The sequence below is a fragment of the Bdellovibrionales bacterium genome (assembly GCA_016714165.1).
In the GTDB taxonomy this organism is placed as follows: Bacteria; Bdellovibrionota; Bdellovibrionia; order Bdellovibrionales; family UBA1609; genus JADJVA01.
On the sequence record JADJNU010000001.1, the window covers coordinates 1,935,837 to 1,961,639 of the forward strand.

The 25,803-nt window shown below is 46.8% G+C and carries 29 protein-coding genes; 11 read left to right on the top strand and 18 right to left on the bottom strand.

Annotated elements, in window-relative coordinates:
- Window positions 1-86 precede the first annotated feature (86 nt).
- The 5 genes from IPJ71_08695 to argR are packed head-to-tail and all read left to right on the top strand — an operon-like array spanning window position 87 to window position 4,691.
- The gene (locus tag IPJ71_08695; protein ID MBK7843757.1) at window positions 87-1,169 is read left to right on the top strand and encodes an N-acetyl-gamma-glutamyl-phosphate reductase; all 1,083 of its coding nucleotides are present in this window, start codon (window positions 87-89) and stop codon (window positions 1,167-1,169) included.
- Window positions 1,166-2,362, top strand: a complete 1,197-nt coding sequence (gene argJ, locus IPJ71_08700) for a bifunctional glutamate N-acetyltransferase/amino-acid acetyltransferase ArgJ (protein MBK7843758.1) — start codon at window positions 1,166-1,168, stop codon at window positions 2,360-2,362. The genes IPJ71_08695 and argJ overlap by 4 nt, the downstream gene beginning before the upstream one ends.
- On the top strand, window positions 2,359-3,240 hold the full coding sequence (argB, locus tag IPJ71_08705) for an acetylglutamate kinase (GenBank protein MBK7843759.1): 882 nt from the start codon (window positions 2,359-2,361) through the stop codon (window positions 3,238-3,240). The genes argJ and argB overlap by 4 nt, the downstream gene beginning before the upstream one ends.
- Entirely contained in the window at window positions 3,233-4,222 is a 990-nt protein-coding gene (gene argF, locus IPJ71_08710) for an ornithine carbamoyltransferase (GenBank protein MBK7843760.1), read from the top strand. The genes argB and argF overlap by 8 nt, the downstream gene beginning before the upstream one ends.
- Window positions 4,209-4,691 (top strand): arginine repressor, encoded by a 483-nt coding sequence (argR, locus tag IPJ71_08715; GenBank protein ID MBK7843761.1) that lies wholly within the window; start codon window positions 4,209-4,211, stop codon window positions 4,689-4,691. The genes argF and argR overlap by 14 nt, the downstream gene beginning before the upstream one ends.
- Window positions 4,692-4,804: 113 nt before the next feature.
- On the opposite strand, the gene IPJ71_08720 is transcribed toward argR, so the two are convergent.
- Together IPJ71_08720 and IPJ71_08725 are read right to left on the bottom strand one after the other, a co-directional pair.
- A complete protein-coding gene (locus tag IPJ71_08720; GenBank protein MBK7843762.1) occupies window positions 4,805-5,635 on the bottom strand; it encodes a flagellin FliC in 831 nt (276 codons plus the stop codon).
- 144 nt (window positions 5,636-5,779) lie between these two features.
- Complete coding sequence (locus IPJ71_08725) at window positions 5,780-6,241, bottom strand: hypothetical protein (protein ID MBK7843763.1); 462 nt, start codon at window positions 6,239-6,241, stop codon at window positions 5,780-5,782.
- Window positions 6,242-6,420: 179 nt separating this feature from the next.
- Here IPJ71_08725 and IPJ71_08730 point away from each other — a divergent pair, with 179 nt between their 5' ends.
- The 3 genes from IPJ71_08730 to IPJ71_08740 all read left to right on the top strand — a co-directional run bounded on the left by IPJ71_08730 (window position 6,421) and on the right by IPJ71_08740 (window position 8,678).
- Window positions 6,421-7,077, top strand: coding sequence for an OmpA family protein (locus IPJ71_08730; GenBank protein ID MBK7843764.1), 657 nt, complete (start codon window positions 6,421-6,423; stop codon window positions 7,075-7,077).
- 329 nt (window positions 7,078-7,406) lie between these two features.
- Window positions 7,407-8,048, top strand: coding sequence for a hypothetical protein (locus IPJ71_08735; GenBank protein ID MBK7843765.1), 642 nt, complete (start codon window positions 7,407-7,409; stop codon window positions 8,046-8,048).
- 159 nt (window positions 8,049-8,207) lie between these two features.
- Window positions 8,208-8,678 (top strand): hypothetical protein, encoded by a 471-nt coding sequence (locus IPJ71_08740; protein ID MBK7843766.1) that lies wholly within the window; start codon window positions 8,208-8,210, stop codon window positions 8,676-8,678.
- 188 nt (window positions 8,679-8,866) lie between these two features.
- Here IPJ71_08740 and IPJ71_08745 read toward each other — a convergent pair whose 3' ends face one another.
- Entirely contained in the window at window positions 8,867-9,673 is an 807-nt protein-coding gene (locus IPJ71_08745) for a hypothetical protein (protein ID MBK7843767.1), read from the bottom strand.
- 266 nt (window positions 9,674-9,939) lie between these two features.
- Here IPJ71_08745 and IPJ71_08750 point away from each other — a divergent pair, with 266 nt between their 5' ends.
- On the top strand, window positions 9,940-11,205 hold the full coding sequence (locus tag IPJ71_08750) for a hypothetical protein (protein ID MBK7843768.1): 1,266 nt from the start codon (window positions 9,940-9,942) through the stop codon (window positions 11,203-11,205).
- Here IPJ71_08750 and meaB read toward each other — a convergent pair.
- Window positions 11,162-12,058 (bottom strand): methylmalonyl Co-A mutase-associated GTPase MeaB, encoded by an 897-nt coding sequence (gene meaB / locus IPJ71_08755; GenBank protein ID MBK7843769.1) that lies wholly within the window; start codon window positions 12,056-12,058, stop codon window positions 11,162-11,164. The genes IPJ71_08750 and meaB overlap by 44 nt on opposite strands.
- Before the next feature lie 228 nt (window positions 12,059-12,286).
- On the opposite strand from meaB, the gene IPJ71_08760 reads away from it, so the two are divergent.
- Together IPJ71_08760 and IPJ71_08765 are read left to right on the top strand one after the other, a co-directional pair.
- Window positions 12,287-13,483, top strand: coding sequence for a hypothetical protein (locus IPJ71_08760; GenBank protein MBK7843770.1), 1,197 nt, complete (start codon window positions 12,287-12,289; stop codon window positions 13,481-13,483).
- A gap of 53 nt (window positions 13,484-13,536) precedes the next feature.
- Complete coding sequence (locus IPJ71_08765) at window positions 13,537-14,292, top strand: hypothetical protein (protein ID MBK7843771.1); 756 nt, start codon at window positions 13,537-13,539, stop codon at window positions 14,290-14,292.
- 16 nt (window positions 14,293-14,308) lie between these two features.
- Here the strand turns inward: IPJ71_08765 and rfaE2 are convergent, their stop codons facing one another.
- From rfaE2 to IPJ71_08835, 14 genes are all read right to left on the bottom strand, one after another.
- Window positions 14,309-14,779 carry a D-glycero-beta-D-manno-heptose 1-phosphate adenylyltransferase gene (gene rfaE2, locus IPJ71_08770; GenBank protein MBK7843772.1) on the bottom strand — a complete coding sequence of 157 codons (471 nt, stop codon included), beginning with the start codon at window positions 14,777-14,779 and terminating at the stop codon, window positions 14,309-14,311.
- 17 nt (window positions 14,780-14,796) lie between these two features.
- Window positions 14,797-15,771 carry an RDD family protein gene (locus IPJ71_08775; protein ID MBK7843773.1) on the bottom strand — a complete coding sequence of 325 codons (975 nt, stop codon included), beginning with the start codon at window positions 15,769-15,771 and terminating at the stop codon, window positions 14,797-14,799.
- A 19-nt stretch (window positions 15,772-15,790) separates the two neighbouring features.
- Window positions 15,791-16,543, bottom strand: coding sequence for a 16S rRNA (uracil(1498)-N(3))-methyltransferase (locus tag IPJ71_08780; GenBank protein ID MBK7843774.1), 753 nt, complete (start codon window positions 16,541-16,543; stop codon window positions 15,791-15,793).
- Window positions 16,540-17,424, bottom strand: a complete 885-nt coding sequence (locus IPJ71_08785) for a 50S ribosomal protein L11 methyltransferase (protein MBK7843775.1) — start codon at window positions 17,422-17,424, stop codon at window positions 16,540-16,542. Before IPJ71_08785 ends, IPJ71_08780 begins: the two co-directional genes overlap by 4 nt.
- Before the next feature lie 75 nt (window positions 17,425-17,499).
- Entirely contained in the window at window positions 17,500-18,111 is a 612-nt protein-coding gene (locus tag IPJ71_08790) for a hypothetical protein (GenBank protein MBK7843776.1), read from the bottom strand.
- A 140-nt stretch (window positions 18,112-18,251) separates the two neighbouring features.
- Window positions 18,252-18,788 carry a flagellar assembly protein FliW gene (locus IPJ71_08795; GenBank protein ID MBK7843777.1) on the bottom strand — a complete coding sequence of 179 codons (537 nt, stop codon included), beginning with the start codon at window positions 18,786-18,788 and terminating at the stop codon, window positions 18,252-18,254.
- 143 nt (window positions 18,789-18,931) lie between these two features.
- Window positions 18,932-19,159 (bottom strand): carbon storage regulator CsrA, encoded by a 228-nt coding sequence (gene csrA / locus IPJ71_08800; protein MBK7843778.1) that lies wholly within the window; start codon window positions 19,157-19,159, stop codon window positions 18,932-18,934.
- Window positions 19,160-19,460: 301 nt separating this feature from the next.
- Window positions 19,461-20,549: a flagellar hook-associated protein FlgL gene (gene flgL, locus IPJ71_08805; protein MBK7843779.1), complete on the bottom strand. Its 1,089-nt coding sequence runs from the start codon at window positions 20,547-20,549 to the stop codon at window positions 19,461-19,463.
- 19 nt (window positions 20,550-20,568) lie between these two features.
- Entirely contained in the window at window positions 20,569-21,993 is a 1,425-nt protein-coding gene (gene flgK / locus IPJ71_08810) for a flagellar hook-associated protein FlgK (GenBank protein ID MBK7843780.1), read from the bottom strand.
- Window positions 21,994-22,073: 80 nt separating this feature from the next.
- Entirely contained in the window at window positions 22,074-22,589 is a 516-nt protein-coding gene (locus tag IPJ71_08815; GenBank protein ID MBK7843781.1) for a flagellar protein FlgN, read from the bottom strand.
- Between the two features lie 26 nt (window positions 22,590-22,615).
- Complete coding sequence (gene flgM / locus IPJ71_08820) at window positions 22,616-22,924, bottom strand: flagellar biosynthesis anti-sigma factor FlgM (GenBank protein ID MBK7843782.1); 309 nt, start codon at window positions 22,922-22,924, stop codon at window positions 22,616-22,618.
- Between the two features lie 116 nt (window positions 22,925-23,040).
- Entirely contained in the window at window positions 23,041-23,739 is a 699-nt protein-coding gene (locus IPJ71_08825) for a rod-binding protein (protein MBK7843783.1), read from the bottom strand.
- 295 nt (window positions 23,740-24,034) lie between these two features.
- Window positions 24,035-25,042 (bottom strand): flagellar basal body P-ring protein FlgI, encoded by a 1,008-nt coding sequence (locus tag IPJ71_08830; protein MBK7843784.1) that lies wholly within the window; start codon window positions 25,040-25,042, stop codon window positions 24,035-24,037.
- A complete protein-coding gene (locus IPJ71_08835; GenBank protein ID MBK7843785.1) occupies window positions 25,039-25,803 on the bottom strand; it encodes a flagellar basal body L-ring protein FlgH in 765 nt (254 codons plus the stop codon). Before IPJ71_08835 ends, IPJ71_08830 begins: the two co-directional genes overlap by 4 nt.

Here is a 25,803-nt window from a genome sequence, read left to right on the forward strand (position 1 = left end):
GCATAATTATGCAACTAATTGCATAATTATGCGTATGCCGGTTTGTGGACATTTGCAATAAGCCAGTTGAAAGGGAATCTAACCAGGTGACAAATCTACTTCGTAAGGACAGGTCCCTCTCGCGAGTCGCAATCCTTGGCGCCCGCGGATACTCCGGGCTGGAGGTTACGCGAATTTGCATGCGCCATCCATCAATGAAGCTTGAATTCGTGAGTGCCAGCTCCCATTTTGAATTGAGTAGCTATCTGAAGCCTCCTCCTGGACGCGCTCTCCCTCCCTGTTTAGAAAATCCTCATTTCGAAGATATCGATGTTGTATTTATGGCCACTCCCCACCAAGCTTCTTGGAGTCTGGCTGCTTCGGCACTCGAACAGGGAGCCCATGTCATAGACCTCTCTGGAGCCTTTCGGCTCAAGGACTTACCAAATAAATCAAATAGGGACATCTACCGTCATTGGTACGGAGAGGCTCCTGATTCGGTTCAAATGGCCAATCAGGCCACCTATGGTTTGGTGCCATTTAATGAAATAAAAAGCACAGGTCTCGTCGCTAATCCCGGATGCTATGCGACCTCCATTCTCATGGCGCTCATCCCTCTCCTGAGGGATGAACTCATCGAACCTGGTCAGATTGTCATAGATGCGAAGTCGGGAACTACAGGCGCTGGACGTAAAATTGAAGAATTGCTTTCCTTTTCAGAAGTTTCGGAGGAATGCCTTCCATATAAAGTCGGTATCCACCAGCACCAGCCTGAAATTATCCAGGCCATCAAGTCTCTTTCAGGAGCAGAAGTTGATCTGACAATGAATACCCATTTGCTCAATGTCCGCCGTGGAATTATCTCGAGCCTCTATTTGAGGCCCACACTTCGATGTAAGGACCAAATCCTGTGCCAAAAAATCGATGGGGCCTATGCAAAGCATTTTGGGAATTATCCACTTGTCCGCTGGGGTCACATCAAGTCTCAACCTCATCTTCTCCGCTTGAAGTCGGTTGTAGGCTCTGCCTTTACCCACCTCGGATATGAAGTCATCGATGGAAAAATATTTTTATTCTCGCTCTTGGATAACTTACTCAAGGGAGCAGCTAGCCAGGCCGTAGAGAATTTTAATTTCCTTTATGATCTCCCGCTCGACAGTGGTTTAGATCATCTGGAGGCTCTCACATGACCTTAGGTGCAGGAATCTATCGCACGTCGCTCCCAAAAGGCTTTTTCTCAAGCGGTATCAACAGTGGGGTGCGACGATATCGACCCGACATTGGATTAATTTACTCTGAATTGCCTTGTCAAACCAGTGGAGTTTTTACGCTCAATGAATGCAAAGCAGCCCCCGTTCTCTATTCTCAAGCTTTGCTACCCTCCCAGACAATTCGGGCTATCTTTACGAATAGTGGCCAAGCCAACGCCGCGACGGGCGAAGTCGGAGAAAAGAATAATTTAATGATGGTCCAGGAAGTGGCAAAGGCCCTAAAGATTTCAACTCAAGACGTGCTGGTCGCCTCAACTGGTGTGATCGGCCAACAGGTCGATATCGATAAAATTTTACCCGCCATTCCAGAATTGGTACATCGATTGGGAGAAGCGGCAGAGCCTTTTGCCTTGGCAATTCTCACTACAGATCTTGTTCCCAAAACGGCTTCGTTAAAAATTGAACTCAGCGGAGGAACAGTAGAAATTGCTGGAATCAGCAAGGGATCCGGTATGATTCATCCCAATATGGCCACTATGTTGGGGTACTTGCTCACGGATGCCAAGTTGAGCCAAGAGCAAGTAACGCGGTTTTTAAAAGAGTCCGCTGATGAAAGCTTTAATATGATATCGGTGGATGGCGACAGTTCGACCAATGATTGCGTATTCATGATGGCAAATGGATCGAGCGGAGTGACGATCAGTTCCCTGATTGATGAGGAACGATTCTTTAGCGGTCTCAAACGAGTGGCAACAACCCTGGCCCAGGCCATCGCGACAGATGGAGAGGGAGCCACAAAGTTAATAGAAGTTCAGATAACCGGTGCTTCGAATCTAGCTCTGTGTCGCAAGGCAGCTCGTGGCGTGGTCGTAAGCCCCTTGGTAAAAACGGCAATTCATGGGGAAGATCCAAACTGGGGAAGAATTTTAGCACGACTCGGCGCTGAAGGCATTCCTGGCCCTCTCCTCAATAAAATGGATCTTTACATTCAGGATGTAAAACTGTTTGCGGGCGGTGCCCCCGCAATCTTTGAAAAATCTGAGGTAAAGGCACTGATGAAGGCCTCAAAAATCAGAATATCAATATCTTTGCATGGCGGCGAATTTGAGGCAACGGCCTGGGGTTGTGATCTTTCTAAACGTTATGTTGATATCAACACGGAGTATTCATGAGTGAGGTGAGTTCGGTTATTGATACGCTAAAATATGTAAAGAAATTTACTGGAAAAACCTTGCTCATCAAAATCGGAGGATCGGCTTTGGAAAAGCCGGAACTCGTTCGATCCGTTTGTCGTGATTTGATTGCAATAAAATCGGTTGGAGTATCTGTCATTCTTGTTCACGGCGGAGGACCGTCAATCAATGAAGAGCTGACCCGACGGGGAATCAAGTGGGAGTTCATTGAGGGTCTCAGAGTTACCACTCCAGAGATGATGGATATCATTGAAACAGTATTGGTCGGAAAAATGAATCGTCGAATCGTGCGCCAGTTGAGTGCCAATGGTCTCGCCGCCGTTGGCTTTTCTGGGGCCGACCACAACACTCTCCTTTGTCGCCAATTGAATCCACAACTTGGTCGCGTGGGAAAAATTGAGAAGGTAAATACAGAGCTGATTCAGTCCGTCCTTAAAAATCCCGTACTCAAAACTATTCCTGTTATCGCTCCCATTGGCATCGGCCGAAAGGGAGAGGCCTTTAATGTGAACGCCGATTGGGCCGCCAGCTATTTGGCTTCGGCCTTGGGAGTTTCGAAACTCATCTTTCTCACTGATCAAAATGGTATTTTGGACACAGATGGCAAGCTTCTACCTGAACTTGATGCGGGAGAATTGGAAATTCTTATCGAGAAAAAAGTGGTCACAGGCGGGATGCTGGCCAAAACTCAAACAATTATTCATTCCCTCAATCAGAAGGTTTCAGCGGTTCATATTCTCAATGCTCAGAGGCCACATGCGCTGATTGAAGAACTTTTTACCGAGAGGGGTGTGGGAACCATCTGTCGACTGCGGAGTCGCACCACTCGATTGAAAGAAGAGGTTTCTCATGTCTAAGGTTCGCTATTTTTTAACCGGTGAGGAATATTCTCCTCAGCAGCTGAATGAACTTGTTCAACATGCCATTCGTCTCAAACGAACTCGAAACACAGAGAGAACGACCACTCTTGCCAATAAAAGCGTCGCACTTATCTTTGATAAGCCGAGCCTTCGGACTCGGGTGAGTTTTTCAGTTGCCGTCAGCGAGCTTGGCGGCAATCCGATAGAAATTGTTTCCACCTCTCGAAAAAGTGAAGAACCTGAAGATACAATTCGCGTTTTGGGCGGCTTCGTGCATGCCGTTATGTTGAGAACTTTCGAACACCGAACTTTGGAAAGAATGGTTCAACACTCAACGATTCCTGTCATTAATGGGCTTTCTGACACCCACCATCCCTGTCAGGGACTGGCCGATGTTATGACTCTCATCGAAAGATATGGAGATCTGAGGGGGCGAAAGATCGCGTGGCTGGGAGATGGAAATAATGTTCTCAACAGTTTGTTACTGATTGCGCCGGCCTTTGGCGCAGATGTTTTTTATGCTTGCCCAGACGGGTACGGACCTAATTCCTTTATCGTGAAAAGCGCCCTTGAGCTGGCAAAAAATAACAATTGTCATGTCTATGGCGACATCGACCCCTTGCCCGCAATGCAAGATGCCGATGCGGTTTACACAGATGTCTGGACAAGTATGGGATTTGAGGGAGAAGAACTAGAAAGAGAACGAATTTTCTCTCCCTTTCAATTGAACAGCGAGCTTTACGGTTACGCAAAGAATACGGCCGCTATCATGCACTGTATGCCCATGGTCAGAGGAAAGGAAATCACGGACGAAATGATCACACACCCAAATTCTGTCATTTTCCAGCAGAGCCAAAACCGTTTGCACGTACAGAAAGCTCTCCTCATGGATCTCTGCCGAGACCTTAGTGAATACCCTGAGAATCCCTCTCACTTTAAATCAGATGTTTCTGAGGATTTGAATCATGGGAAAAACTAAGTCTCGATCCAAATCTGATTCCCGATTGTTAGCGCTGCGAAAAATTCTCTTCAAGGGCGTACTGACAACCCAGGAGGATTTGAGAAACCAGCTTGAAAGCGAAGGCTTCTTGACGACCCAAGCCACGGTTTCCAGAGATCTCAGGCGATTAGGCGCTGTGAAAATGCTGGATGATCAGGGCCATACAGTCTACCGACTGATCTCTTCCGAATCTCCACCAGCCCTTGCTGAAACCGTCAAGAGCGCCTTGCAAGGTCTTGTCGTTGAAATGAAACACAATGGTTCCTTGATCGTTATTCGCACAGAGCCTGGGTCGGCTTCACTGATTGCTCGTGAACTCGACATCCACCGGCCTGCTGACATTTTAGGAACGATTGCCGGTGACGACACCGTTTTTGTGGCTCCACCACACATCAAGAATTTGGATCGAGTTTTCTCGGCGCTAAAAAAATTTTTGGCCGGTGAATGAAAAGGGCCGCCTTGATTGTCCCACTGACCTCAAGACGGCCGCCGCTAATTGGCTGCGCGAACTGCCCGCCCTCGATTGTCTTTTTTTAAATTACTTATACAGTCTTTTATTTTCTAGGTGGGTATCAACCTCAACACACGCTGAGAATCGGAATTCGCCTGTGCCAGCACGGAAGTGCCCATGTCTTGCAGAATTTGGGAACTCGCCAATTTGGTGACTTCGTCAGCGACGTCTACGTCCATTATCAAGGATCGCGCCTGTTCCATGTTTTCTGTTTGGGCTGCTAGGGCATCAATCGTGTATTGAAATCGACTCTGAGCTGCTCCAAATGAACTCCGGGCCCCCGCAATACTGAGCAATGCCGAATCCAAGGTACTCAGTGTGTCAACCGCCTCACTTTGTGATTCTATTGAAGACCCTTTGATACCCACGCTGTCCGCCGTGGTATCAGCGTCTAAAGAAAATTCCACTCTATTTTCAGGCCCGCTAAAGGGCCCAACTTGAAATTCAAATTGCTGTCCGGTACCAGTTAAGAGCTGCTTGTTTCCAAAGCGTGCGGACTGAGCAATGCGGTCAAACTCCGCTGTGAGCTGCTGAAATTCTTTGTTCAAAAAGCCACGTTCTGCCTCTCCCACTGTGTCGCTGGCCGAATACACAGAGAGTTCGCGAAGCCTGATCAAAATATTATTTTGTTCATTGAGACTACCCTCAGCCGTTTGAATCATGGCAACGGCGCTTTCAGCATTGAACTTGGCCTGTCGAAGGCCGCTGATCTGTCCACGCAGATTTTCACCGATAGCGAACCCAGCGGCGTCGTCACCAGCTTGGACAATGCGTCTGCCAGATGCCAGCGAGCGCAAAGATTTTTCTGTTTGAAGCTGATTCTTATGTAAATATCTCTGAGCAGTTAACGAGGCCACGGCCGACCCAATTCGAAACGACATAAAAGCACCCTCCCCGCGATGACCTCCTCCCACAAAGGTCCCGAGCGGTGCCCACAGACGGTTCTATTTCAGCAGTCACTCTTTTTATCGGCGCTATGCGTTATAACTTAAAGTTTTTTTATGTTATGCGTTAAATAGTTATTTTTAAGCAGCTTTATCAAAATGGAAGCCCTTCAACTGAAGATCCTCTTCCACTGTTTTTGATTTCTCATAAAGAAAAATCATACAATTTCTTGCTGTCTTGATAGATGGCGGACGCGATTTTTTTCCGGCATTTGTGCGGCCGCTTTCTTCCAAACCCTCCCCCAACCCTGCGAATTCCGTGGGAATCTCTGTTTCCTCTCCGACTGAAAAATCATCAACTTCCAGGCCCTTTTCCTTTTCCTTTTCCTTTTCCTTTTCCTTTTTGAGAAATTTGAGAAAGCGCTCCAAGCCCTCACGGGTATCACTATCATCTGGCGCCTCACCCACTTCCTGATCCATTCCGCTCGGGTGGGCTCCTCCGGCCTTGGCCTTCTCCAGCCGAATGCGTCGCGACTCAAGCTCATGATCAAGCTTGTCATCATCTGACACAATCACCATGGGACCCAGACTCGCAATTTGCACAATACCATCCTCACTTAGTCCATATTACTCGGCGCGTTACATTGAATGAATTAGCACAATGCATTAAATCGCTTAAAAATGAGAAAGAAAGGCTGGCATGGGAAGAAAGGCATGTTTTAACATGAGAAGATTTTTTCCACGATGCCTTGAAATCAATCAATTTATTGGGAGGTACTGCGATGAAGAAAAAACATTTGCTTGGCCTTTGTACTTGTTTACTGGCGAGTCTTAATTTAGCGACGCTCATTGGTTGCGCGGATGCGGGCAAAAACACGGGAGTTGGAGCCGCAGTTGGAGCCGCTGCAGGTGCGGCAGTCGGAGCTGTGATTGGCCATCAGTCTGGGAATAGAAACAAAGGAGCCTTGGTCGGGGCCGCTTTGGGCGGTGCGATCGGTGGTGCCCATGGACACAAGCTCGACAAGCAGGCCAAGGAATTAGAAAAGGTCGCTGAGACAAAGCGAACTGAGCAAGGAATTCTGACCAAATTAAAGGGCGATATTTTATTTCCTTCTGGATCGGCAGAGTTAAAGGCGGGAGCCTTAGAGAATGTAGCCAAGATTTCAGATATTCTGAGAAAGTACCCAGAAAACCGAATCACGGTCGTTGGCCACACCGATAGCACAGGCAGAAAACAAACCAATGCCATCCTCTCCGAACAGAGGGCCCAAGCAGTAAAAATCCAAATGGCAAAAAGTGGAGTGCCCGATAACTCGATAACTGTTTCTGGGATGGGAGACTCCCAACCAGTCGCTCCGAACACCAGCGATGTTGGCAGAGCTCAAAATCGAAGGGTTGAACTCATTATCACCATGCCCGAAGAGCCGGCTCAAAAGTAGCTTACAGAAGGACGTGATCATAAATCAATGCGATAAAGGCCACTTTACTGGTGGCCTTTATCGCATTGCTCGATACAGATCGATATCTCAATCTCTGCCAACTCATTTTTTTGGTCGTCAAATTCCCTTTCTAGTGTTTAGCCAAAATTGTCGCCAGGCCCAATTTTCAAAATAAAAACTTCTTTTGTTGAGTCATAACTATTCAAGTAGACTTGCTTTTTTTATTTTCGGTCATGGCTTCAATTTTGCTCAAGGACAAAGACAAGTTCTCTTGAAAGCTTATGCTTTGAGAGATTCAAATAGTCTGAGTAGATGAAAGGAAAATATATATGAAACAGTTCCTAGCAATCTTATTGGTAGCCTCCTCTTCCGTTCAATCCTATGCTTGCCTGTCAACACCAGTACAACTGGGGTGGTCAGAAATTTTTAGAGAAACAAGCTTTGCCCTTGACACAAACAAGGTCACATTGAAGACGGGGAGCGCTAGAGATCAATTTGCATTTGATGAAGAGAGAAGAACTTGGACATATAGATCGGGCGGAGAATCCATAGATCTCCCAGCTGGTTATGAGGGAGATGTGAGCGTTAGGGGGCGCACGATCTCGCGTGTAAACATCGGACACAACGGAAGACTCGTGTTTAAACCGGCATCAGGAAATCCGGGAAATGCGCTCACGAATAGGTGTTGCGACGTGGTCGTGGTACCTCTTGAAGGCAGGAGGTCATTGCAAATGACATTCAACAAAAATGGAACTCAACTCACTCAAGTTAGGGGACCATCAGGTATGGTTAAGGGTTTGGAACTATCAACTCAGGGCGACGGATCCTCTCAAATCTTGGAAGTTAGCAATCCGGCCAACCAGGGCACATATCAGGCTTCGTGCGGCAAAGTAGAGCGAATTGAAACTTCGACGGGTTATCATCAGCCCAATAGAAAACAGATGTCAGTGTCTGGCGGCGGCTTCCAATAAAAAGAAAGCAACCCGCTTAAAAAGAGAAAAAAGGCATCTGTTGCAAATACTTTATTCGGATGACCAGTATGTGTACGTTTTCATTGGCCATATAAAAAGCTAGACTCGTTTTATTTGCCCGTTCTTTGCACTCCCCTTGTTCAAACAGAGGGGAGTCACATGGCTTATTTTCAATACAACATTTTTGTCACAATTGCGGGTTTCTCATCTTATTTGGCCTTTTCAGTTTGTGGTCCCTACCATTTTGCGCAGGCACAAAGCGCATCCAACACGCAATGTGTGAATGCTCTCAATGAAGCAAAGGAAACCTGCGAGCATAGCCCTGAGGTACAAATAACGTATCCGAGTCCCAGTGATGGACTGGCTGTGATGTCTGAGAGTCAAATTAGCAATGCCATTATCAATGAAGCGAGGTTCGCTGCAAAGGCCAAGGAATGCGATAAAGCCATAAACATTTGCGAATCTCAATGCCCTCAAGCAAGTAACCTGGTGGAGGGTTTGGAGACCGCGACAACGGCCCCTCTTCCGGCACAGAATCTATTTGTCGAGAAACTCTCAGTAGCTACTACGAAGCTTATTTGGCAGAATCTGAACGTTACAGATCGGAAATACAACGATTCCAGGCGATAAAAGACGCAGCTTCCGCGCCCCCCCCAACTCCCACTCCGTCTCCCGATCGATCTCCAACAAGTGATACGAATGAAACACAAAATCCCCCCCAGAGAATTTGGGGATTTGGAAATTTCTAATCAGGCCCAAGCAGGACCATTTAAAAAACCGCAAGTAGGGACGACACCGTTCCTCTTAAATTTATAGAACTAGAGATGTTTTTCAATAAATTGAGCACATCTCCCCCGAAGTTGGGATGGAGCAAGGCTTCGCTTTCCTGGAAGTTCTAAGACCTCAAGCTTTTGAGCAATAATTTCAACCGACTCTTTGAGTGCTTCGCGATAGGCCTCCCGACTTGAAAAATCAACATCCAGGCCTTTCTCGGCAAACTCGCGGTGAAGAAAGTCTGCCCAAACAAATTCCTGGAAGGAAACGCCCGTCTTTTTAAATGCTTTCAATTTTTTCAACATCCAGGCCAAACTTCTAAAAGGATCATCATTTAGGTCGCCAATAAATCGAGGAATTTCATGGGGATGAATAGAATTACGGTCTCTATCACGGAGGTGGATCCAGCCGTTCTGCTTAAATAAATTCCAGATTTCATCTTCTGAGAGTTCAAGAAAAGCCTCGTCAAAATAAACAATCACTTTTGCCTCTTGTTTACCCAACAGATAGAGAATTCGGGCCATGTGATGACCATCAATCACACGTAAATCCTCATCAGAAACCGCTATCACTCGAAGTGGTTTGGATTCTATCCATTCAGAAAGTTCCCGTGAGTCGAGGACTTTCCTCACGGCTGGATCCGTAGGCAACAGTTCCCTATATGTTTCATAGTCAAGACCAAATGGACCCAAAAACTCGTTGAGACGTATTTCTATCTCCTTCGATCCGATGACTTGCTGACAAGCACGAAGATTTGACAAGGCCTCTGCTCGGCAGTCCACAATGGCAGGCTGAGCAAGGACCCTCGTCCCAAATAACGTCAAAACAACCCAATAAATCACTAGTCGCAAACAACAATCCCTTAACAATGGACGATTCAATGGCGTTGGATGAATTAGCTCGATAAGATCCCGGTTTCAATGCCCCATGAAAAAAACTGACAATAAAATAACAAAAAGATTTGATCTTCGACGAAAACAGCTGCATCCCAAAAATGCCAACCAAACCATCTCATTTTGATCCAAAAACAAGCTTTCTCCCCGACATAAGTCTTTAAGGTTTCTTCCTATTCCACCGATAGGACATGTGTCACCTCGGCTCGCTCAGAAAGGAGCAAATGGCTCGTCTCAAAAAAAGTGCCTTCATAATGATTATGCTTATGGGCGTTTCAATTGGTGCTAACAATATGACTCGCTACGAGCGTGGCCAAAAACCTCTCGCCGATCGCGGCGAGTATTGCGAATGGATCGGCCTCGGCGAGCGCGCAAATTCAGAATCACCAAAATACGTCCCTCACACAAGCGAAAGTGTTTTTTATCCTACCTTGGCAGACCAGACCTATGACCGCCTTTGGTCACTCAGCCAAAAACTAAAGGCCTATCGCTCACGACAGGTAAAGTTTGATTACCTACCACGCCCCGTGCTGAATGTCGTGCAGGAGATTCAGGCTCAAAAGACGGCCAAACTCAATCAAGTGAATAAGCTTCTCGAGTTCGTCAACAGCGAGAAATCAAACATTAAAAGTTCTCTCCGTCGCGACGACGGCGAACGAGACTACCAGATTTGGAAATTGGACCATGAATTGCCTGACCAGTTCGCACGTCTTGAAGCTGAAAAAATCGGCCTTGAGACTCTCCTTCAAAACTACGACCAACTGCGCTTTAACGATGAGGAGGCATTTCAACTCTTTCTTCAAACTTATTCGGCAGATCCAGAAGCGCTCGAATCAAGTACTCCGTACCTGGCTGTAGAGATCAACTTGAAAAGAGGTTTTTTTTCCCAACAATTGGATGTCTATCCTATCTGGATTGAGGGGCAAAAACGCACAAGGGCCTCCAGCGAACCCTACTTTTCTTTGAGCCAGTCAATGGTCCCTGAGGATTTTGCGACCAGCTTGGCCGCAGGCAAACTACCTGCTATTTACCAGAGCTACATTCACCTCATCGCGCAACCACCAACAGATACTCCGAACTCGCCCATCCTATTGCGCCATCCAGCATCGCTGAGAGGAGATCCTATCGCCAGATTTGAAATTTTGGATAAAAATCGTTTGATCGTTAAAGGAACCCCTTATTCAAATCGCCTTCCCATGAGGTCCGAACCTAACGCAGATTGGCTGAATCAAAGGTTTACTAGCGCCTCAAACTTTGCAATTGACGGTGTTCTAGATCTGGGATGCATCCAAAATTCGCATTGGGCGAAGCGCCTTGTAAACGAGACCGACCAACTGCTAAATAATCCTCAGTTAACTTCTGAATTTCAATTTCAGAAAGTGGACGAACGTAATTTGCGCACTCTCGCAATTCTAAAAGGTTTAAACTCTGAGCAAGATTTGCGCCTCACCAAAAACCTTGGTCCTTTTTGGGAAAGCTTTTTTCACTAGATAAAATCAGACTCTGCATTTCTTCGGGAGTTTCAATTTCCCCTATAGCCACTCGAAAAGATCTCTCCCAGCTCCCACGCAAGAGCGCAAGAGCTTCGTGGCGGAGGCGTTGTGGGTTAAGCCGAGAATTATGAGTATTTCTTCCTTTTCCTAAAAGCTGGAGTCCCTCTGCCAATTCAAAAGTACCTCTTCTTTCGGTGGCAACCGTCTTGTACAGACGTTGACCCTCTTTTTTGCCCCCTTTTTCATCAAAATAAAACTGAATTTCTTGAGCGAGATTGTCAGCTCCAGGGCGATCGGCCTTGTTTATGACAAAAACGTCTGCAATCTCCATCAAGCCAGCCTTCATCGCCTGTACCGAATCTCCTGATTCTGGCACCAGAACAAGACTCACTATATCCGCCACATGAAGAATATCAAATTCAGTTTGCCCCACTCCAACCGTCTCAACGAGCACAACATCAAAACCCCACAAATCATAAGCCCGCAACATGAGATAAGAAGAGGCGCAAAGCCCACCTAGACTTCCACGAGTGCCCAATGACCGAATAAACACTCCCTCATCATTGAAGTGTTCTGAATATCTGATCCTGTCACCCAGAATGGCCCCACCAGAAAAAGGACTCGAAGGATCCACGGCCAAAACCCCAACTGTGCTTCCTAGCCTTCTCCACTCTCGAATCAGCTCTGCCACAAGAGTGGATTTTCCTGCACCCGGTGGACCAGTTATTCCGACTCTCAATGCCGTAGTTGGAGGCCTCAATAGTTGAGGATTAGAGAGAGACCGGGAGCCTGTCTGCTCAAGAATTGTCAAAAGCCTCGCCAAGTCGCGAAACTTACGGTTTTTTGCCATGCCCACCAGGGAACGAATTTGGTCACACATTGAGATCCTTCTTCGGCGTTGATAACTCTACGGAAAGCTTAAGGTTTCTGGATCCTTAAGTAAAGCCGTCTCATTTCTACACACTCCGATTCTAAGGAGCCTTGATGTGATACAAAAAACTTCATTTATTTCAATATGTTACAACAGTCACCTGATTGGCACTCTTTCTGCGTTATCAAAATCAGGAGAAGTTGAATTATGCGCAATTTTCTAAATCCCTACCTCATCATCAGTTTGTTAGTTGCAGGTACATTTTTTGAGCTTCTCAAGTCGGCAAAATTGAAAAATAGACCAGATACGGCAGAAATCCAGGGGCTGACCGATTTGGATTTGCAACCTTACAGTCGTCAGAGGTTTCCTGAAGACAATCTAAAGCGACAAAAGCCCCTCCAATTGACACAATTTCAGGGTGATGGAGTTCAAAAGAACAATCGATTCGAAGGCCAGCCTGACTTGAATGAAAAGCCTGTCCAGACCGCAGAGGGGAATAATTCTCAAGGCACCACCAACGAACAAAAAAACATCGCCAAGCTCAATGAACTGGCCAAAAAGGCAACGGCCGACATCGAAAAGAAGAAAAAAGCCGCTGATGCGATCAAGGCAAAAAACAAGAAAAACAAAGAGGCCGCTGACAAAGAAAATAAGGAAAAGGCCTTGAAACAAATAGAGACCGGCCATGATTCAGATCGCAACGATCACACTGACGAAACTGATCCAAACGAGTCAACCGGAGGGCTTGATGCAAACACACAAAAAAATCAGCCCATTCTCCCTGAGTCACCTGAAAAGGAAAAGGCAGAAGTTCCAGGGGTCGAGGAATGGATTCGACGTGTGCTGAATCAACCAAGCCTCGAAGAAACAACCAACCTAATTAATTACCGAAATAGCAACCTCATTAGTCCTGAGGTGTTCTATACCGTCGTCAACCTCATGCTGGAAGATTCTCGGTTGCGTATGCGTGAACTGGGTGTTCACGCTGTCAATGCCACCCCTGGTTATCGCAGCTTTGTTATCCTGGCTCAGTTTTTACAGGATGAATCTCACGGCTCAAGCGTGCGTAGCTCAGCCAACCAAGCCTTTGATCGCTATGCCCAGTTTCCTTACCTTCCGGTCATAGAATCTGTTGTGCGCTCACAAGAAGCCACTCCCGTGCGCGAAAAAGCGATCAATCTGGTCGTCAATTCCGCCAATCTCAATTTGAACAAAAAAAGCACGCCCTCCCCCGCTGAACTATCCGAACAGAAAAACAAGAATCCGATGGTAAAGCGATATTCCGATCTTCTGGCGGGCCTTGAACTCCTATTGACCAAATCAGCAGAGCCCCCCCAGATCAGAGCTGCGTTGCAAAATGCAGTGGATGAACTAAAAAAGCTACTCGCACCAGTCGGAACATGATTATTGTCACACGGAACTTGGACTTTTTCCTTCATTAGCCCATAATGGGCCCAATGTATAAGAAAGAAATTTTACTGATTCCGCTCAGCTTTTTTTTTGGCCTCAAAGCGATGGCTTTGGATCTGCCCACAGGACTGAACCACGAAAACAGAGTTGAAGTTATTCGTTTGGTTGGACTGGGTACAAGCAGTAAAATTCTATCTAACCCTTTCCCTCTTGGAGGCTATCCGGGACTTGAAATAGGGCTCAGTTTAGAACTTGTCAATGTGGCAGATCTTTCACGCCTTGGCGACGGCACAAATAAGGATGAAAGAGAGTTTCGTGTTCCAAGCATCTCCATTGGAAAAGGCCTTTACAAAAGTGTCGACATCTTCTTTCATTTCGTGCCTTTCAGCGAAGATAGCAAAATGAGCGAATATGGCGGATTAGCGAGGTGGTCCTTCTACCAAGCTCGCTTTCTTCCTATCAACCTTTCACTCCTCCTGCACGGAAACATTTTTAATATGAGCGATTCCCTCGTCACAGAAACAATTGGATCTGAATTAATTGCTGGAATCAGCGTCAACAGTTTTTCTCTCTATTTTGGAGGCGGATTTCTCTCGAGTTCAGCCCAATTCACGGCTCAGGGTCCCGACGGTGTCGTGGTCTCAACCGATCCTGCAACTTCTCGAGGAACAGTCGAAGAACTCGTTAGAGAGGGTCACAGCGTTGTTGGAATAACTCTTCATCTCTTTGATCTTTTTCTTGCTGCACAAATCGATCGCTACCGTGAGCCTGTGTACAGCCTTAAACTGGGCCTTCGCTTGTAAAAGTTCAGAGTTCCTCTCAACCCAGCTGTAAAATTTTTTCCATTATAGAGCTGGTCGATCGCCCCGAAACAAATTGCAGAGTACGCACCTCGCCTCCTCGCTTCAAGACGGTCTCGGCTCCCACGATTCTTTCAATGGGCCAATCACCACCTTTGACCAAAATATCAGGACGCACGGCCTCAATCAGGCGCAAAGGTGTTTCTTCTGAAAAAATAATCACGTAATCAACGCAGGCTAGGGCCGCGAGAATTTCACCCCGGTCCAGCTCATTTTGTATGGGTCGCGATTCCCCCTTCAAGTTTCTTACGCTCATATCCGAATTGAGACCCAAAACCAATATATCTCCGAGGGACTTGGCCTCCTGCAAATAACGGATATGGCCGACATGGAGGAGATCAAAACAACCGTTTGTAAATCCCACCTTCTTTTTGTTTCTCAACTGAGAGAGTTCGCGTAATAAGGCCGCTTCCTCTAATATCTTTCCCATGACAGATCACTTCCCAATTAGTGGCGGTGATAAAGTTGCAGCCCTGAGAGTCGTGCCGTCAAATCACGATGAAAAAGCAGGGATAGCAGCGGAAGCACAACCAATCCTGAAATTACAATCAAAAAACTGCGCCAAGCAACAAGCAAGGGATAAAGACCCGAACGGTGTTGTCGATCATCACCCATCTGAAAATCAAAAGTCCATTCACCTAGGGTTCGTCCGAAGAAACTTCGCGACACAACGACGTACATTTGCATGATCGCGACAAACAAGACACTCAGACTCATCTGCGTCGCTCCGTCGCTGCGCATGTTAAAAGCCACAGATAGAACCTCAACCTGCGTGACTGATAACAAGCTCACTAAAAATACCAAACTCAAGGCGACAACCACAGTGAAATCAAGAATTATTGAAGGAAGAGAGATGGCCGCCGGCCGCAAAACCCCGCCCTTCGCATCGTGCGCGCCTCTTCGCACTCCCGTCTGAACCTGCTCCGTAACTCTGACACTTGGAGAGATTGGTAAATTACCCGTGACCACCGGTCGACTGGGCGCTTTTCTCGATGCGGGATTGGGGGTGGTAGGAGACGGTGCGGGCGATTGAGGCTCAATGTCCGGCTTCGTAGAAAAAATATCGTGCGCGGGATAACGCGGAAGGGTAGATGATATTTCTACCTTATTTCGCGTTACAAGGGGCCCTAGGCCGGCAGTTTGAGCCGCTTTATTCATGTACTCGTCACCAAGATTGAGGCTGGACACCAATTGATCCATCGCTTCGCGCGCCTTAGCTGGACGCGCGAGCTCCTCTCTTTGACCCTGGCTGTTACCCTGGTCAAAAAATGATTCAGGAGGAACTGATGGCATTGATTTCTTTAAATTGTCCTGAGAAATACCAGTCTTCAAGACCTTCTCTCCCAAACGAACAGCCTTCTTATGAAAACCCAAGCCTTCGGTTAGCGGCTTGATCTGAAAATCATCTATTTCTTCGGACATTCCATTATTCCCTTCCAACTCACTTCATCAAATCCCATTCATACTTTAAAATGCTGATCAAAGCCAAGCAAGCCGTTTCCACTCGGAGAACTTGACTACCCAAAGTTGTTGGGTACATCCCGTAGGATTGAAACAATTCGATCTCGGCAAGTGAATACCCTCCCTCGCTGCCAACAAAGATCCAAATTTCATCTGTGACTTGAGTTCTCAGAGGCACAAGAACCTGACGCACATGCTGTGGAGCCGTTCCCTCAAAAGGGAATAATCCTAGGGCTCCGCCTCTTTTGCTATAATCGCACAATAATTCTTTGAGTGAGACGGGAGCATCCACGGCCATCAAATCCCCGCGCCCGCTCTGCTGGGTCGCCCCTAGAACAATCTTCTCCCATCGCTTCGACCTGCTCCTGATGCGATCATCAACATTCCTTACAAAACTATATTCAGAAACGAAAGGATGAATTTCGTAGACTCCCAACTCCACCGCCTTTTCTACGATCGCATCCATAACCTGAAATCTAGGAATCGAAATGGCGAGATGAATGTGAGGCCTTGCGAGAGGAGCTATGGCGCGCTCTTGAAGAATTTTCGCCCAGGCCGATTTTCCTTTCACTTTTGTGACCTCTACCAGATAAGCCGCACCTCCTGAGGTCAGCATTTCAAACTTAGATCCGACCCCCTGACGGCAAACGACTATCACATGATGAAAGACCTCTCCATGCAGATGGATCTCATGATCTATGAGGTCTTTTAAATCAAACCAGTAGCGTCTCACTGCAAAACCCGAGAGAGGTGAAACCCCACCCACTCATCCCTTTCCAATCGGGCCCTCTGAATAAAATGATACTCTTCCCATTCAAATTCACGAACAAATTCATGTTCGCGTTCCAAAAGAATCCCACTCAAAATAAGATCTCCTCCGATGGCCACGCGATCCATGAGTGCCCCGCGAAGATCGACCAGGACTCCATCGATAATGTTGGCTACGAGAACATCGAAGCTTCCAGGTACGTCCTCGATTTGTTCATCGTATATTTTGATTGTATCAATCTTGTTTAGTTTGATATTTTCGCTGGCCACAGAGCGCGCCTGAACGTCGATTTCGGTTGCTCCAACACGCTTTGCTCCCCACAACGCCGATGCCATCGCCAAAATGCCAGTCCCTGTGCCCACGTCCAGTACAGTTTTTCCATCAAGGTTGATGTTTGCTAAAAAACAGGCAGCCAACTGGGTGGTCGCGTGGGTACCAGTTCCGAAGGCCATGCCTGGATCGAGTAATATTTTTTTTATAGCCTCTGGAGGGGGTTGACTCCAGCTTGGCACAATCCAAATATCTCCGGCCAAGCAAAAAGGCTCAAAACCTTTCTTCCACTCTTCTAGCCAATCCTTTTCCACTTCCTCTCGAATTTTCAAGGTCAGGTTTGGAAACCGCCGAGTTATTTCCGATAAAAGATTCTTGTCCGGTGCCAAAGGAAAATAAACCTCAAGATCATGATAAGCCGTTGATACTGTTTCGGGTTCAAAGCGAAGAGATTCTTGCCGAAATTGCAGATTTTCACTGACGCCACTGGCGCCAGATGAAAAGCACAAATCCGTAAGAACATCTTCTTCACTGGTCAAAACCCCTTTAAGCTCTAAAATGAAATAGGAGATCACACCGTAGTCCTCACCAAATTTTTCTGGCGAAGAGTACCAAAAACTTGGGGCTCTGAAAACACAAAGAACGCCTAATTAGGGCAGTTGCGCCTCTTCCGAAACGCTTGGAGCCGCTGGCTCAGCAGGCTGGGCCGCTGCGGGCACTTTGTTCACTGCCATTCTGGGTTCTTTGACAGGATTGACTTGCGGCTCCCTCGCCGAAACCTTGTCCGTTTCTGATGTCGGTGCGCGAATCCCCTTTTCCGCTCGCGCAGAGGTCAAATCGACCTCATCACCAACCATAAGATAGTTTTCATCTAAAATGGGAAGATTCTTACGATCAAACAGGGCATGCTCGCGAGCCACACTCACTCCCTTTTGCACGAACAAAACTTTGACTTCTCCCACGGGGATAACCAGTTCACCCGGACTCTTGTTTTGGTAAGCATCATAAAGGCCAATCTGGCGCATGACGGTCACGATCATTCCTGGCTTTAAGCCCTTTTCGGTTCCACCATTTAAGTAAAAATCCTTCTCCGTGACTTCACCATTGGTCATTGCCAATCGTCGGCGCACCTCAAAGATTGAGAGGGCCATCGAAGTGGCCGGATAAACCGCCGTAAAGAGGAGAACTATGGCTAAGAAAAATTTCAATTTTTTCAAAGATCCAATGAATGGATCTCGACCATCCTTGATAGCTGAACTCATAGGCGACTCCCTCCTTGGGAATTGCGCCGCCCTCCTAGCAGAATGTTATTACCGTCCTGGTTACCCAATTGTTCGGGGACTGTGCTCGAAAACTTAAAGGCCCCGGATACATTCAGGACAAAAAGCCCGCTCGCTACTTCTCAGGCTTCCGGCTGAAGGACAGACTTCGGATCAGGCAAGCGCACGGCCACGCCCCAATCAAGTGCCTGGCTCTTTATTGAAAGCGAAGGATTCTGATAGACTCGCTGCTGGAGCTTCGCAAAAATTGGCTCTTTAATTGCCAAAGTACTGTCTTGCATGACCGATTGACGTCCAATCCGCGCGGCCACATTTATAATCAGAGGTGCCTTCAGGTTAGCTGTCATTTGAGTAGGATCCTCTGGTATTGTTATAATCGCAAAACTTCTCGTCCCTTCCGTCGACTTGAGCTGTAAAACTTCCAAATCGTACTTAGACAGTCTGTAAACATAATTACTGACAAAAAGCTCTGGCTCCAGAACTGGAAAAGCCAGACCTGGCTCTTCACAACTTTGCAGCCAAGCAAATATTTCATCATTAGGGTCGTCCAAAAGGACAAATTTACGGTAATCATTAAAGCCCAAAAGGCCTTCAGGAAAATCAATGACGTCTTGTTCGGTTATTTCAACGATACCAAACCTAGAGGTTTGAATCCTCATAATCAGCCCCCCTGATATTGTTGAGGATGCCCACAAAAATAAGACACGGCAAGACAAAAGCCGACCGAAAAAGAGCAAAGTCTTTTTGTTGATCATTATCCTAATCAAAAATTAAACAATGCGTTATTTCTGTGGAGTAAGATCTAGGGTTTTAGAAGTTTTGCAACGGCACGCGTACTGTCCGATGTCGCAGTCGATGACTCCTGATTTTGATCTTGTATGGCTTGATAGACTTCTTCTCTGTGAATTTTTGTGTCTTTGGGTGCTTCGATCCCAAGTCGCACTTGCTTGCCTTTGATCTGAACGACGCGGATTTTGATATGATCATCTATCGCAATGCATTCGCCTAATTTTCGAGTCAGAACCAACATGGGTCAGTCTCCTTCAACATCCTGGTCAAAGCTTCGAGGGTTTTCGGTAATCCTTCACCCATCAATGACCTCTACGGTAGAAATCAATCGAAACCTTAGCTATTATTTCTAGGGATGAAAGTCAAGATAGGCCGGTTCCCTCAGATTCTCACTTGAAAGAATAACAGCCCATTTGAAATATAATGGGGTAATTCCTCCTTATATCAACAGGAAATTCGCTGCTAACTTGGATCATCTGTTCCGATTCAAAAATTAATGAATTCTTATTATTGGCCTTCGCCCATGGATTCGGCCAATGAACTTATCTCAGAAAATCCAATAAGGACGGTTGAATCAACTTTCCGCTTGTGGCGAGGGTCGCCTTGAGGGTGCTCTCCGCTTTGTTGATATCGCTCACAACTTCAAAGGTGTCGGCATCTTCCATTTGGGAGATGAACGCATTGCTATCAACCTTGGATTTCTGCAAAGTCTCCATTGCAGAATTCAAAGTCATCACACGCGAGCCAACCTGCGATCGAGCCATCACAACTTGAGAAGTCGCTGCGTCCAAATATTCAAGGGCGTCCTGAACTGCCCCCTTGTCATTTGCTCTCAGGGCCGTAGTGAGACCAGATACGACAGCAAAAAGATTCACCCCTGAGATTGATTTAACGGGTTCCTTTTGCTTATCGCTTTGATAGGTCCCACCACGACCAGAAGATGGTTCACGTTGGTACAGTGCGGATTCAGAATCTGTCTTCTTCGGCTCCGATTTTATTTCCTGAGATTGACCCTGCTCAACAAATTCTTCGATCGTTCGAGCCTGTTGAGTCGTTCCATGAGTGATCCCATCTTTTGACAATCCCTCTCCTAAGAAAACTTTTGCCCCGGGAATATTCATGGCCAAAAATGAACCCTTATCCACATGAATCATCATTTCGCCGCTGTCGCCGCTATAGAATCCATTGATATCAAAGGGAGAGGTTGTCGTCTTAAAACCAGAGAAAATAAAACGATCACCGTGTTGGCGATTGCCGATTTGAACAATTTGATTGTAAATCTGCTCAATCTCCGTGGCAACGACATCACGAGAAAGCTCGTTTGACCCGGCATCACCCGCCTGGCTCAATGCCAATTCTTTGGCGCGTATCAATTGATCGGTCAATTCACCCAATGATTGATCTGTTATTTCAAGAAATGATCGAGCGAAATCGAGGTTTTTTATATATTGTTTCGTACCGGAAAGTTCGACTCGAGAACCCAACACTCGTGCTGCCGCCACTGGGTCGTCACTTGGTTTAGTCACCCGCTTTTGGGTGGCTGCTTGATTCTGAAGTTGGGACATCTCCGATCGGTTTTTTGCGAGATTACTGTTCACCTGTTCAAAACTCATCTTGTCAGCAATTCGCATGACTCATTATCCACTCGCTTTAAAGGCGTTTTAGGTTTAGAACCGTGTCCATCATTTCGTCCGCAGTTCGGATCAGCCGAGCCGAGGCATCGAATGATTTCTGAAATTCAATCATCTTTGCAGTTTCTTCATCGAGACTCACTCCGCTGATACTCTCCCTGATGTTCTTGAGCTGCTTGACAATATCTTTCTGAGACTCGTGCTCAGAATTCGCTCGAGCCATCTGCACTCCCAGTTCACCTACCACCGAGCTATAAAAATTATCAAGACTGTCAACCCCTCCGAAAACTGGCTTGTATTGTAGCGAAGAGAGCACATTTGCAATTCGATTGTCTCCAGGCGCATCAGGTTGCGCACCCGCTGCAATCCTCCCCACATCTTGCAAGACCGATTCAGATACTCGGATATTTTTTGCAGCCTCTTGCTCAGAGTTTGGCAGTTCAAAAAATATCTGTCCCTTTTCGTTGTAACGGTCATATCCCTGAAGGTGAGCTTTGTTCACTTCCTCAGCCAAGGTGTAAGCCATGTGATCCATGTTCTTTAGCAATCCGTTGGCGACTTTATCCCGAACATCAAGCAATCCACCTATCTTTCCACCAATCAATTGTTTGGTCACATTGACTGGGGTTCCCGTTTCTGTTGGCCGATAAAAAATATCGATATTGCCTTCCCTCTTGCCCTCACGACCAGGTGTTGAGGCGACAAAAAATTCACGATAACTATTTCCAGACACGAGAACAGCGCTATTTCCCGCCGTGATAGCCATTTGTCCATCTTCACCCTCAGCATATCGAATATTAACGAGCCCACTTAACTTCTTAATTAAGAGATCGCGTCGATCTCTCTCATCATTTGCGGACACCTCATTTAATTCCACCATTTGAATCTTATCGCTAAGATCGGCAATTTCCTTGGTGAGGCCATTTATTTCAACAACGTGAGAAGCTATCTGAAAATCGATGTCCTTTTGGATGTTTGTGATTTGATCATGAACTCGCGAAAAATCCTTTGTTAAAAAATCAGCCGATTCTTTCACCAAGGTGCGTGCTGCCAATCCCTCAGGATTATTTGAAAGCTCACGAAAGGAATTAAAAAACTCCGCCATGAACTTATTTAATCCTTTGTTGACTTGTTCATTATACACCTGCTCTACACGTGCCAAGGACTCCATTCGGCCCTCGGCAAACCCTAAAGTGTTTCCTTGCTTCTCGACCTGTCGCTCGAGATAGGGGTTGTTTGTCCTGGTGACGGACGTGGCTCTCGCCCCCATTCCGATTCTGAGCTTTCCATTCCCAATGGGAACATTGGACTGCACCTCAACCCGCTGGCGAGAGTAGCCTTCTGTGGATTTATTTGCGACGTTATGGGAGACTGTTTGCAACGCCGTCTGACTGTTCATCAGAGAGCGCTTGCCCACATCCATCATCCCCCAGATTCGTGACATCCTGTCCTGCCTCTCCGGAGCTGCCCATCCTAAGCAGCTGAATCATTCATGATCAATAATCAATCACTCAAAAAACGTCACTAGGCCTCACGACTGACCAACTGGCCTGATTGAGCCGGCTGATCCAGTATCTGACCCTTTGCTTGGTAAACAGGCTTCTCTGTCAGAGTATCTCGAATCGCTTTCATGGCCCCAGTGATCTTCTCCAAAGCTGAATTAACCAGCGCTTCGTTTTGCTTATTGTATTCCTGAACACGCTTTAACAAAAGCTCCAGAACCGAGTGCAAATTTCTCAAGCGATCTTCGACTTCTCCTCCGAAATGAACGGCCAACTCGTTCAGACGAGGATTCTCAACCAAGAGTCCTGCGGCTGCTGCCAATTCGGCAACATATCTCACCCGCAAACTCTCCAAAGCCCTGAGCTTGAGCAAAATGGCCTCTTTTGTTTTGTTGTTCTCATTTAAATCATCCAGATTGGCAGAAACCAATATTTCCTTTTCACGACGAACCGTATCCAAAAGGGAGCGATAGATTTTGACTTGATCTTCTAAATTGAAGATCAATTTATCATAGGACTGTTTCGTGCCCAAATTCACAAATCCCCCACCCCTTCAATCGAAGCTTAGTCCGGAAAATTTAAATGTTCATCAACCAAGCGATCTGCAATAGCCGCGGAATCCGTCTTGTATTTGCCTTCGTCGATGAGTTGTTGCAATTTTGCCACTCTCGCCTCGTCGACTGTTTGACGACCTGCAATCTCTTTGGCCTTTTGAAATGCTTGGGCCCGATCCGACACATTCACTCTGACTGAATCCGACAGCTCACTCACACCTGCCCGATCTTTGCCTTTCTCAGTCCCATCTGTGCCCTTCTCCTTGGCCGTCCCTATATTCTGAATGTTTGGACCCGTGGAACTATTGGTGACTTTCATTTTGCCTCCAACGCAAGACTATTCCGTTCATTGTACCACAATGAGACGAAATGCCGCAACGGAAAGGCCCTTCGACTCTTTCCATAGTAATAATAACTTGTTTGCATTTTTCCAATTTACGCTCCATTAATTACATTTTTGGTCACTGTCCAGGCCATGGCCTCGCTGCCAGCCTCCATGAGACCGACCTTTTGCCCTGCCTCAAGCTCTTTGCCCACCAATGAGGGGCTATTGTAACCAATGAAGTTCAAAATTGATTCCACTCCCTCGCCATGATCTATTCTGCTCACGCATCTCCCCCCAGGAGACCGAAAGGATTGCAACAGTCTCCCAGACCAAGGGCTAGTCACGTCCCTCTCTCTTCCAATTGGCTGATTTGGCGAATACTGCAGAATGAGAGAAGCACTCTTTTCCCCTTTGGATATAGCCCTCGTCGACTCCTGATCTGGCACGCCAATCGGTTTGGCAGAGCTCGGAAGTGACAAAGGCCCTCGGGGCGCAGGTAAATTTGAATCTCTTCCAAGCACCTGTTCTTTTAGCTGATTAAATATCATGTCTGTCAGACCGATCCCACCCTTCTCTTTCCAGGCATCAACGTACTGTTCGTCAAGTTGGTCTCGATAGACTCTTTGAGCAAAACTGCCTGGCAGTATTCCTTCTCCTTCAGGAACGGTTTTCCGCATCGCCTTGAATATCTCGTTCAGAAAGTGGCGCTCATACATCTGAGCCGCCTCTCGCAACTTGGCCTCTTGCTCTGCTTTCGGCCTTATATCTTGAACTGGATGCATTTGATGCAAGCCAATTGGTGCGGTCATGATTTCACCCGCTTCCCAAGCTTTTCAAAAAAATGCTTGAAGAAAAAATGAAAAAGGGAAGATGAGTCAGAAAAGGTCGTGCATCCTGCACTCTTCGTAGCAAACTCGGTACATGGCCAATCTTTGGCTGGTACTGAATCTCTGTTCCTGCTTCCTGCGCGAAACTGGAGTCTCTTGAACCTTCCTTGGCTTACGCTCTCTAACTCACCCACCCCCTGAGACCAACAACACATCCATGTGTTGATTGCCTCACGTATGATTTTAGCTTTAATGTTCGATTCCTTAAAATCTTTTTTCATAGAATTTCCAAATCGCCCTGTAAGGCACCAGCCGATTTGATGCTCTGGAGAATCGTGATCAGGTCTTTAGGAGAGATACCCATGCGATTTAAAATTTTCGCCAAGTCTCCAACACTTGGAGCCTCTTCCAGGATCATGATTCGGTCTGCTTCTTTCCCTTTTTGACTATCGTTCCCGACCTTAATCGATAGATCTCCATGGCTAATTGCAATTTTTGAAATCCGGACCTCATGACCAATCACGACCGTTCCTGTCTTCTCGTTGACCACGACCTTAGCTCGGGTATCTGGCGAAATATCAAGAGTTTCTATCATCGCGAGAAGCTCCACTCCACGTCCCTCGTAGGTGGAAGGCGAAATAACATCAATCGTGCCGGCATCCAAAGCTGACGAATATTTTCCTGCAAGTTCCATATTTATCTTCTGAGAAACGCGTGCTGCAGTGGTAAAATCCGGGTTGTGCAGAGTCAAACGAAACAGTTTTCGACCCGAAAATTGCTCACCCACATCTCTCTCGATTATCGCACCGTTTGGAATTCTTCCTACGGTCTCATGAACTCCCCCCTGAGCACTTCCTATTAAAACAGCTCCCTGCGCGACAGCATATATTTGTTGATCAGCAGCTCTCAAAGGCGATTGAACCAAAGTACCACCGCGCAAGCTGGAGGCATCTCCGACCGCACTGACCGTGATATCGAGTTGATTTCCAGCGCGCGAAAATGGAGGAAGATTCGCTGTCATAATGACTGCGGCCACATTCTTTGATCCTCCCTCTTTTCCTGTCAATTTCATTCCCAGATGATCCAACATCCGTTGTAAGCTCTTGTCAGTGTACTCGGATTTACTATCGCCAGTTCCATTCAGGCCGACGACCAACCCATACCCAACAAGCTGATTGCTGCGAACACCCCGAATATTCGCAATGTCTTTCAAACGTGCCGCCTGAGCACTCAAGGCGCAAGCAATGATGACGATCAGCAGTTGGACGAAAAAAAAGATTTTCATTCGTCCTTCCTTTTTACGCTCATAATATCGTATTTTGAATCAAGTAACTTGGTGGAGCTTATTCCCTCATCAGAGAAATCTTCGGCTCGCACCACCCCCGTGACAATTACCTTGTATTCTCTTTGGCCAATCATAAACGGCTGGGTTCCTCGCACCCGATAGTTGCCATCTATCAGGCGCTCGGTGATTCGAGTTGGAACTGTTTGGACGGGAAAAGCTTCATTGCTCGGACTCGGCTCTGGTTTGCTCGCCTCGGCACCTTTCGCTGCAGATTCTTGATCTCCTGCTTTAGAGGCCACCGGTGGCGCAGCCGCTCCTCCTGGGGCGCTTCCGGACGGAGCGCGCGGAGAAGTCGGTGGTGGAGTATTTTTTTGCTCCATCTTTGCAAGTAGTTTACGTATCACGTTCACTTTTGTTTGCAATTGGTCGCGCGGCTCACCATCAACTTTCACAGGCAAGGAATCTCCAATCATTCGAATGATATTCTGCGAAAAAAGATACGACCCCTGCCCCTCCATAACCCAGAGAGAACCGGCCCGATTATCCAACTGAGCTTCTTCAGATAGAGATTGTTTTGTGGTTCGACGATATTGTCGGCGGGTCGGATTGGCCATCGTCGAGTTGTCGGAAAATTTTGTATAGCTTGGTTTCTGCATCTCGTCTTGCTCCAGCAAGTCGCGTCCATTGAGAAAGCTCTTTAGTTTTTTTCCAAAGCCAGCGCATCCCGTAAGGATCAGACACAAACAAAAAAGAGACGCCAC

Bases quoted from the DNA above. Each gene is read 5' to 3' on its own strand.
- IPJ71_08750 (MBK7843768.1), top strand. From the start codon at position 9,940: ATGGCTCGTCTCAAAAAAAGTGCCTTCATAATGATTATGCTTATGGGC.
- csrA (MBK7843778.1), bottom strand. From the start codon at position 19,159: ATGTTGGTTCTGACTCGAAAATTAGGCGAATGCATTGCGATAGATGAT.
- argB (MBK7843759.1), top strand. From the start codon at position 2,359: ATGAGTGAGGTGAGTTCGGTTATTGATACGCTAAAATATGTAAAGAAA.
- IPJ71_08735 (MBK7843765.1), top strand. From the start codon at position 7,407: ATGAAACAGTTCCTAGCAATCTTATTGGTAGCCTCCTCTTCCGTTCAA.
- IPJ71_08775 (MBK7843773.1), bottom strand. From the start codon at position 15,771: ATGTCCGAAGAAATAGATGATTTTCAGATCAAGCCGCTAACCGAAGGC.
- IPJ71_08825 (MBK7843783.1), bottom strand. From the start codon at position 23,739: ATGACCGCACCAATTGGCTTGCATCAAATGCATCCAGTTCAAGATATA.
- argR (MBK7843761.1), top strand. From the start codon at position 4,209: ATGGGAAAAACTAAGTCTCGATCCAAATCTGATTCCCGATTGTTAGCG.
- IPJ71_08790 (MBK7843776.1), bottom strand. From the start codon at position 18,111: ATGAGTTCAGCTATCAAGGATGGTCGAGATCCATTCATTGGATCTTTG.
- meaB (MBK7843769.1), bottom strand. From the start codon at position 12,058: ATGGCAAAAAACCGTAAGTTTCGCGACTTGGCGAGGCTTTTGACAATT.
- flgM (MBK7843782.1), bottom strand. From the start codon at position 22,924: ATGAAAGTCACCAATAGTTCCACGGGTCCAAACATTCAGAATATAGGG.
- IPJ71_08760 (MBK7843770.1), top strand. From the start codon at position 12,287: ATGCGCAATTTTCTAAATCCCTACCTCATCATCAGTTTGTTAGTTGCA.
- flgK (MBK7843780.1), bottom strand. From the start codon at position 21,993: ATGTCACGAATCTGGGGGATGATGGATGTGGGCAAGCGCTCTCTGATG.
- flgL (MBK7843779.1), bottom strand. From the start codon at position 20,549: ATGCGAATTGCTGACAAGATGAGTTTTGAACAGGTGAACAGTAATCTC.
- IPJ71_08765 (MBK7843771.1), top strand. From the start codon at position 13,537: ATGTATAAGAAAGAAATTTTACTGATTCCGCTCAGCTTTTTTTTTGGC.
- IPJ71_08730 (MBK7843764.1), top strand. From the start codon at position 6,421: ATGAAGAAAAAACATTTGCTTGGCCTTTGTACTTGTTTACTGGCGAGT.
- IPJ71_08830 (MBK7843784.1), bottom strand. From the start codon at position 25,042: ATGAAAATCTTTTTTTTCGTCCAACTGCTGATCGTCATCATTGCTTGC.
- argF (MBK7843760.1), top strand. From the start codon at position 3,233: ATGTCTAAGGTTCGCTATTTTTTAACCGGTGAGGAATATTCTCCTCAG.
- rfaE2 (MBK7843772.1), bottom strand. From the start codon at position 14,779: ATGGGAAAGATATTAGAGGAAGCGGCCTTATTACGCGAACTCTCTCAG.
- argJ (MBK7843758.1), top strand. From the start codon at position 1,166: ATGACCTTAGGTGCAGGAATCTATCGCACGTCGCTCCCAAAAGGCTTT.
- IPJ71_08740 (MBK7843766.1), top strand. From the start codon at position 8,208: ATGGCTTATTTTCAATACAACATTTTTGTCACAATTGCGGGTTTCTCA.
- IPJ71_08795 (MBK7843777.1), bottom strand. From the start codon at position 18,788: ATGAGGATTCAAACCTCTAGGTTTGGTATCGTTGAAATAACCGAACAA.
- IPJ71_08720 (MBK7843762.1), bottom strand. From the start codon at position 5,635: ATGTCGTTTCGAATTGGGTCGGCCGTGGCCTCGTTAACTGCTCAGAGA.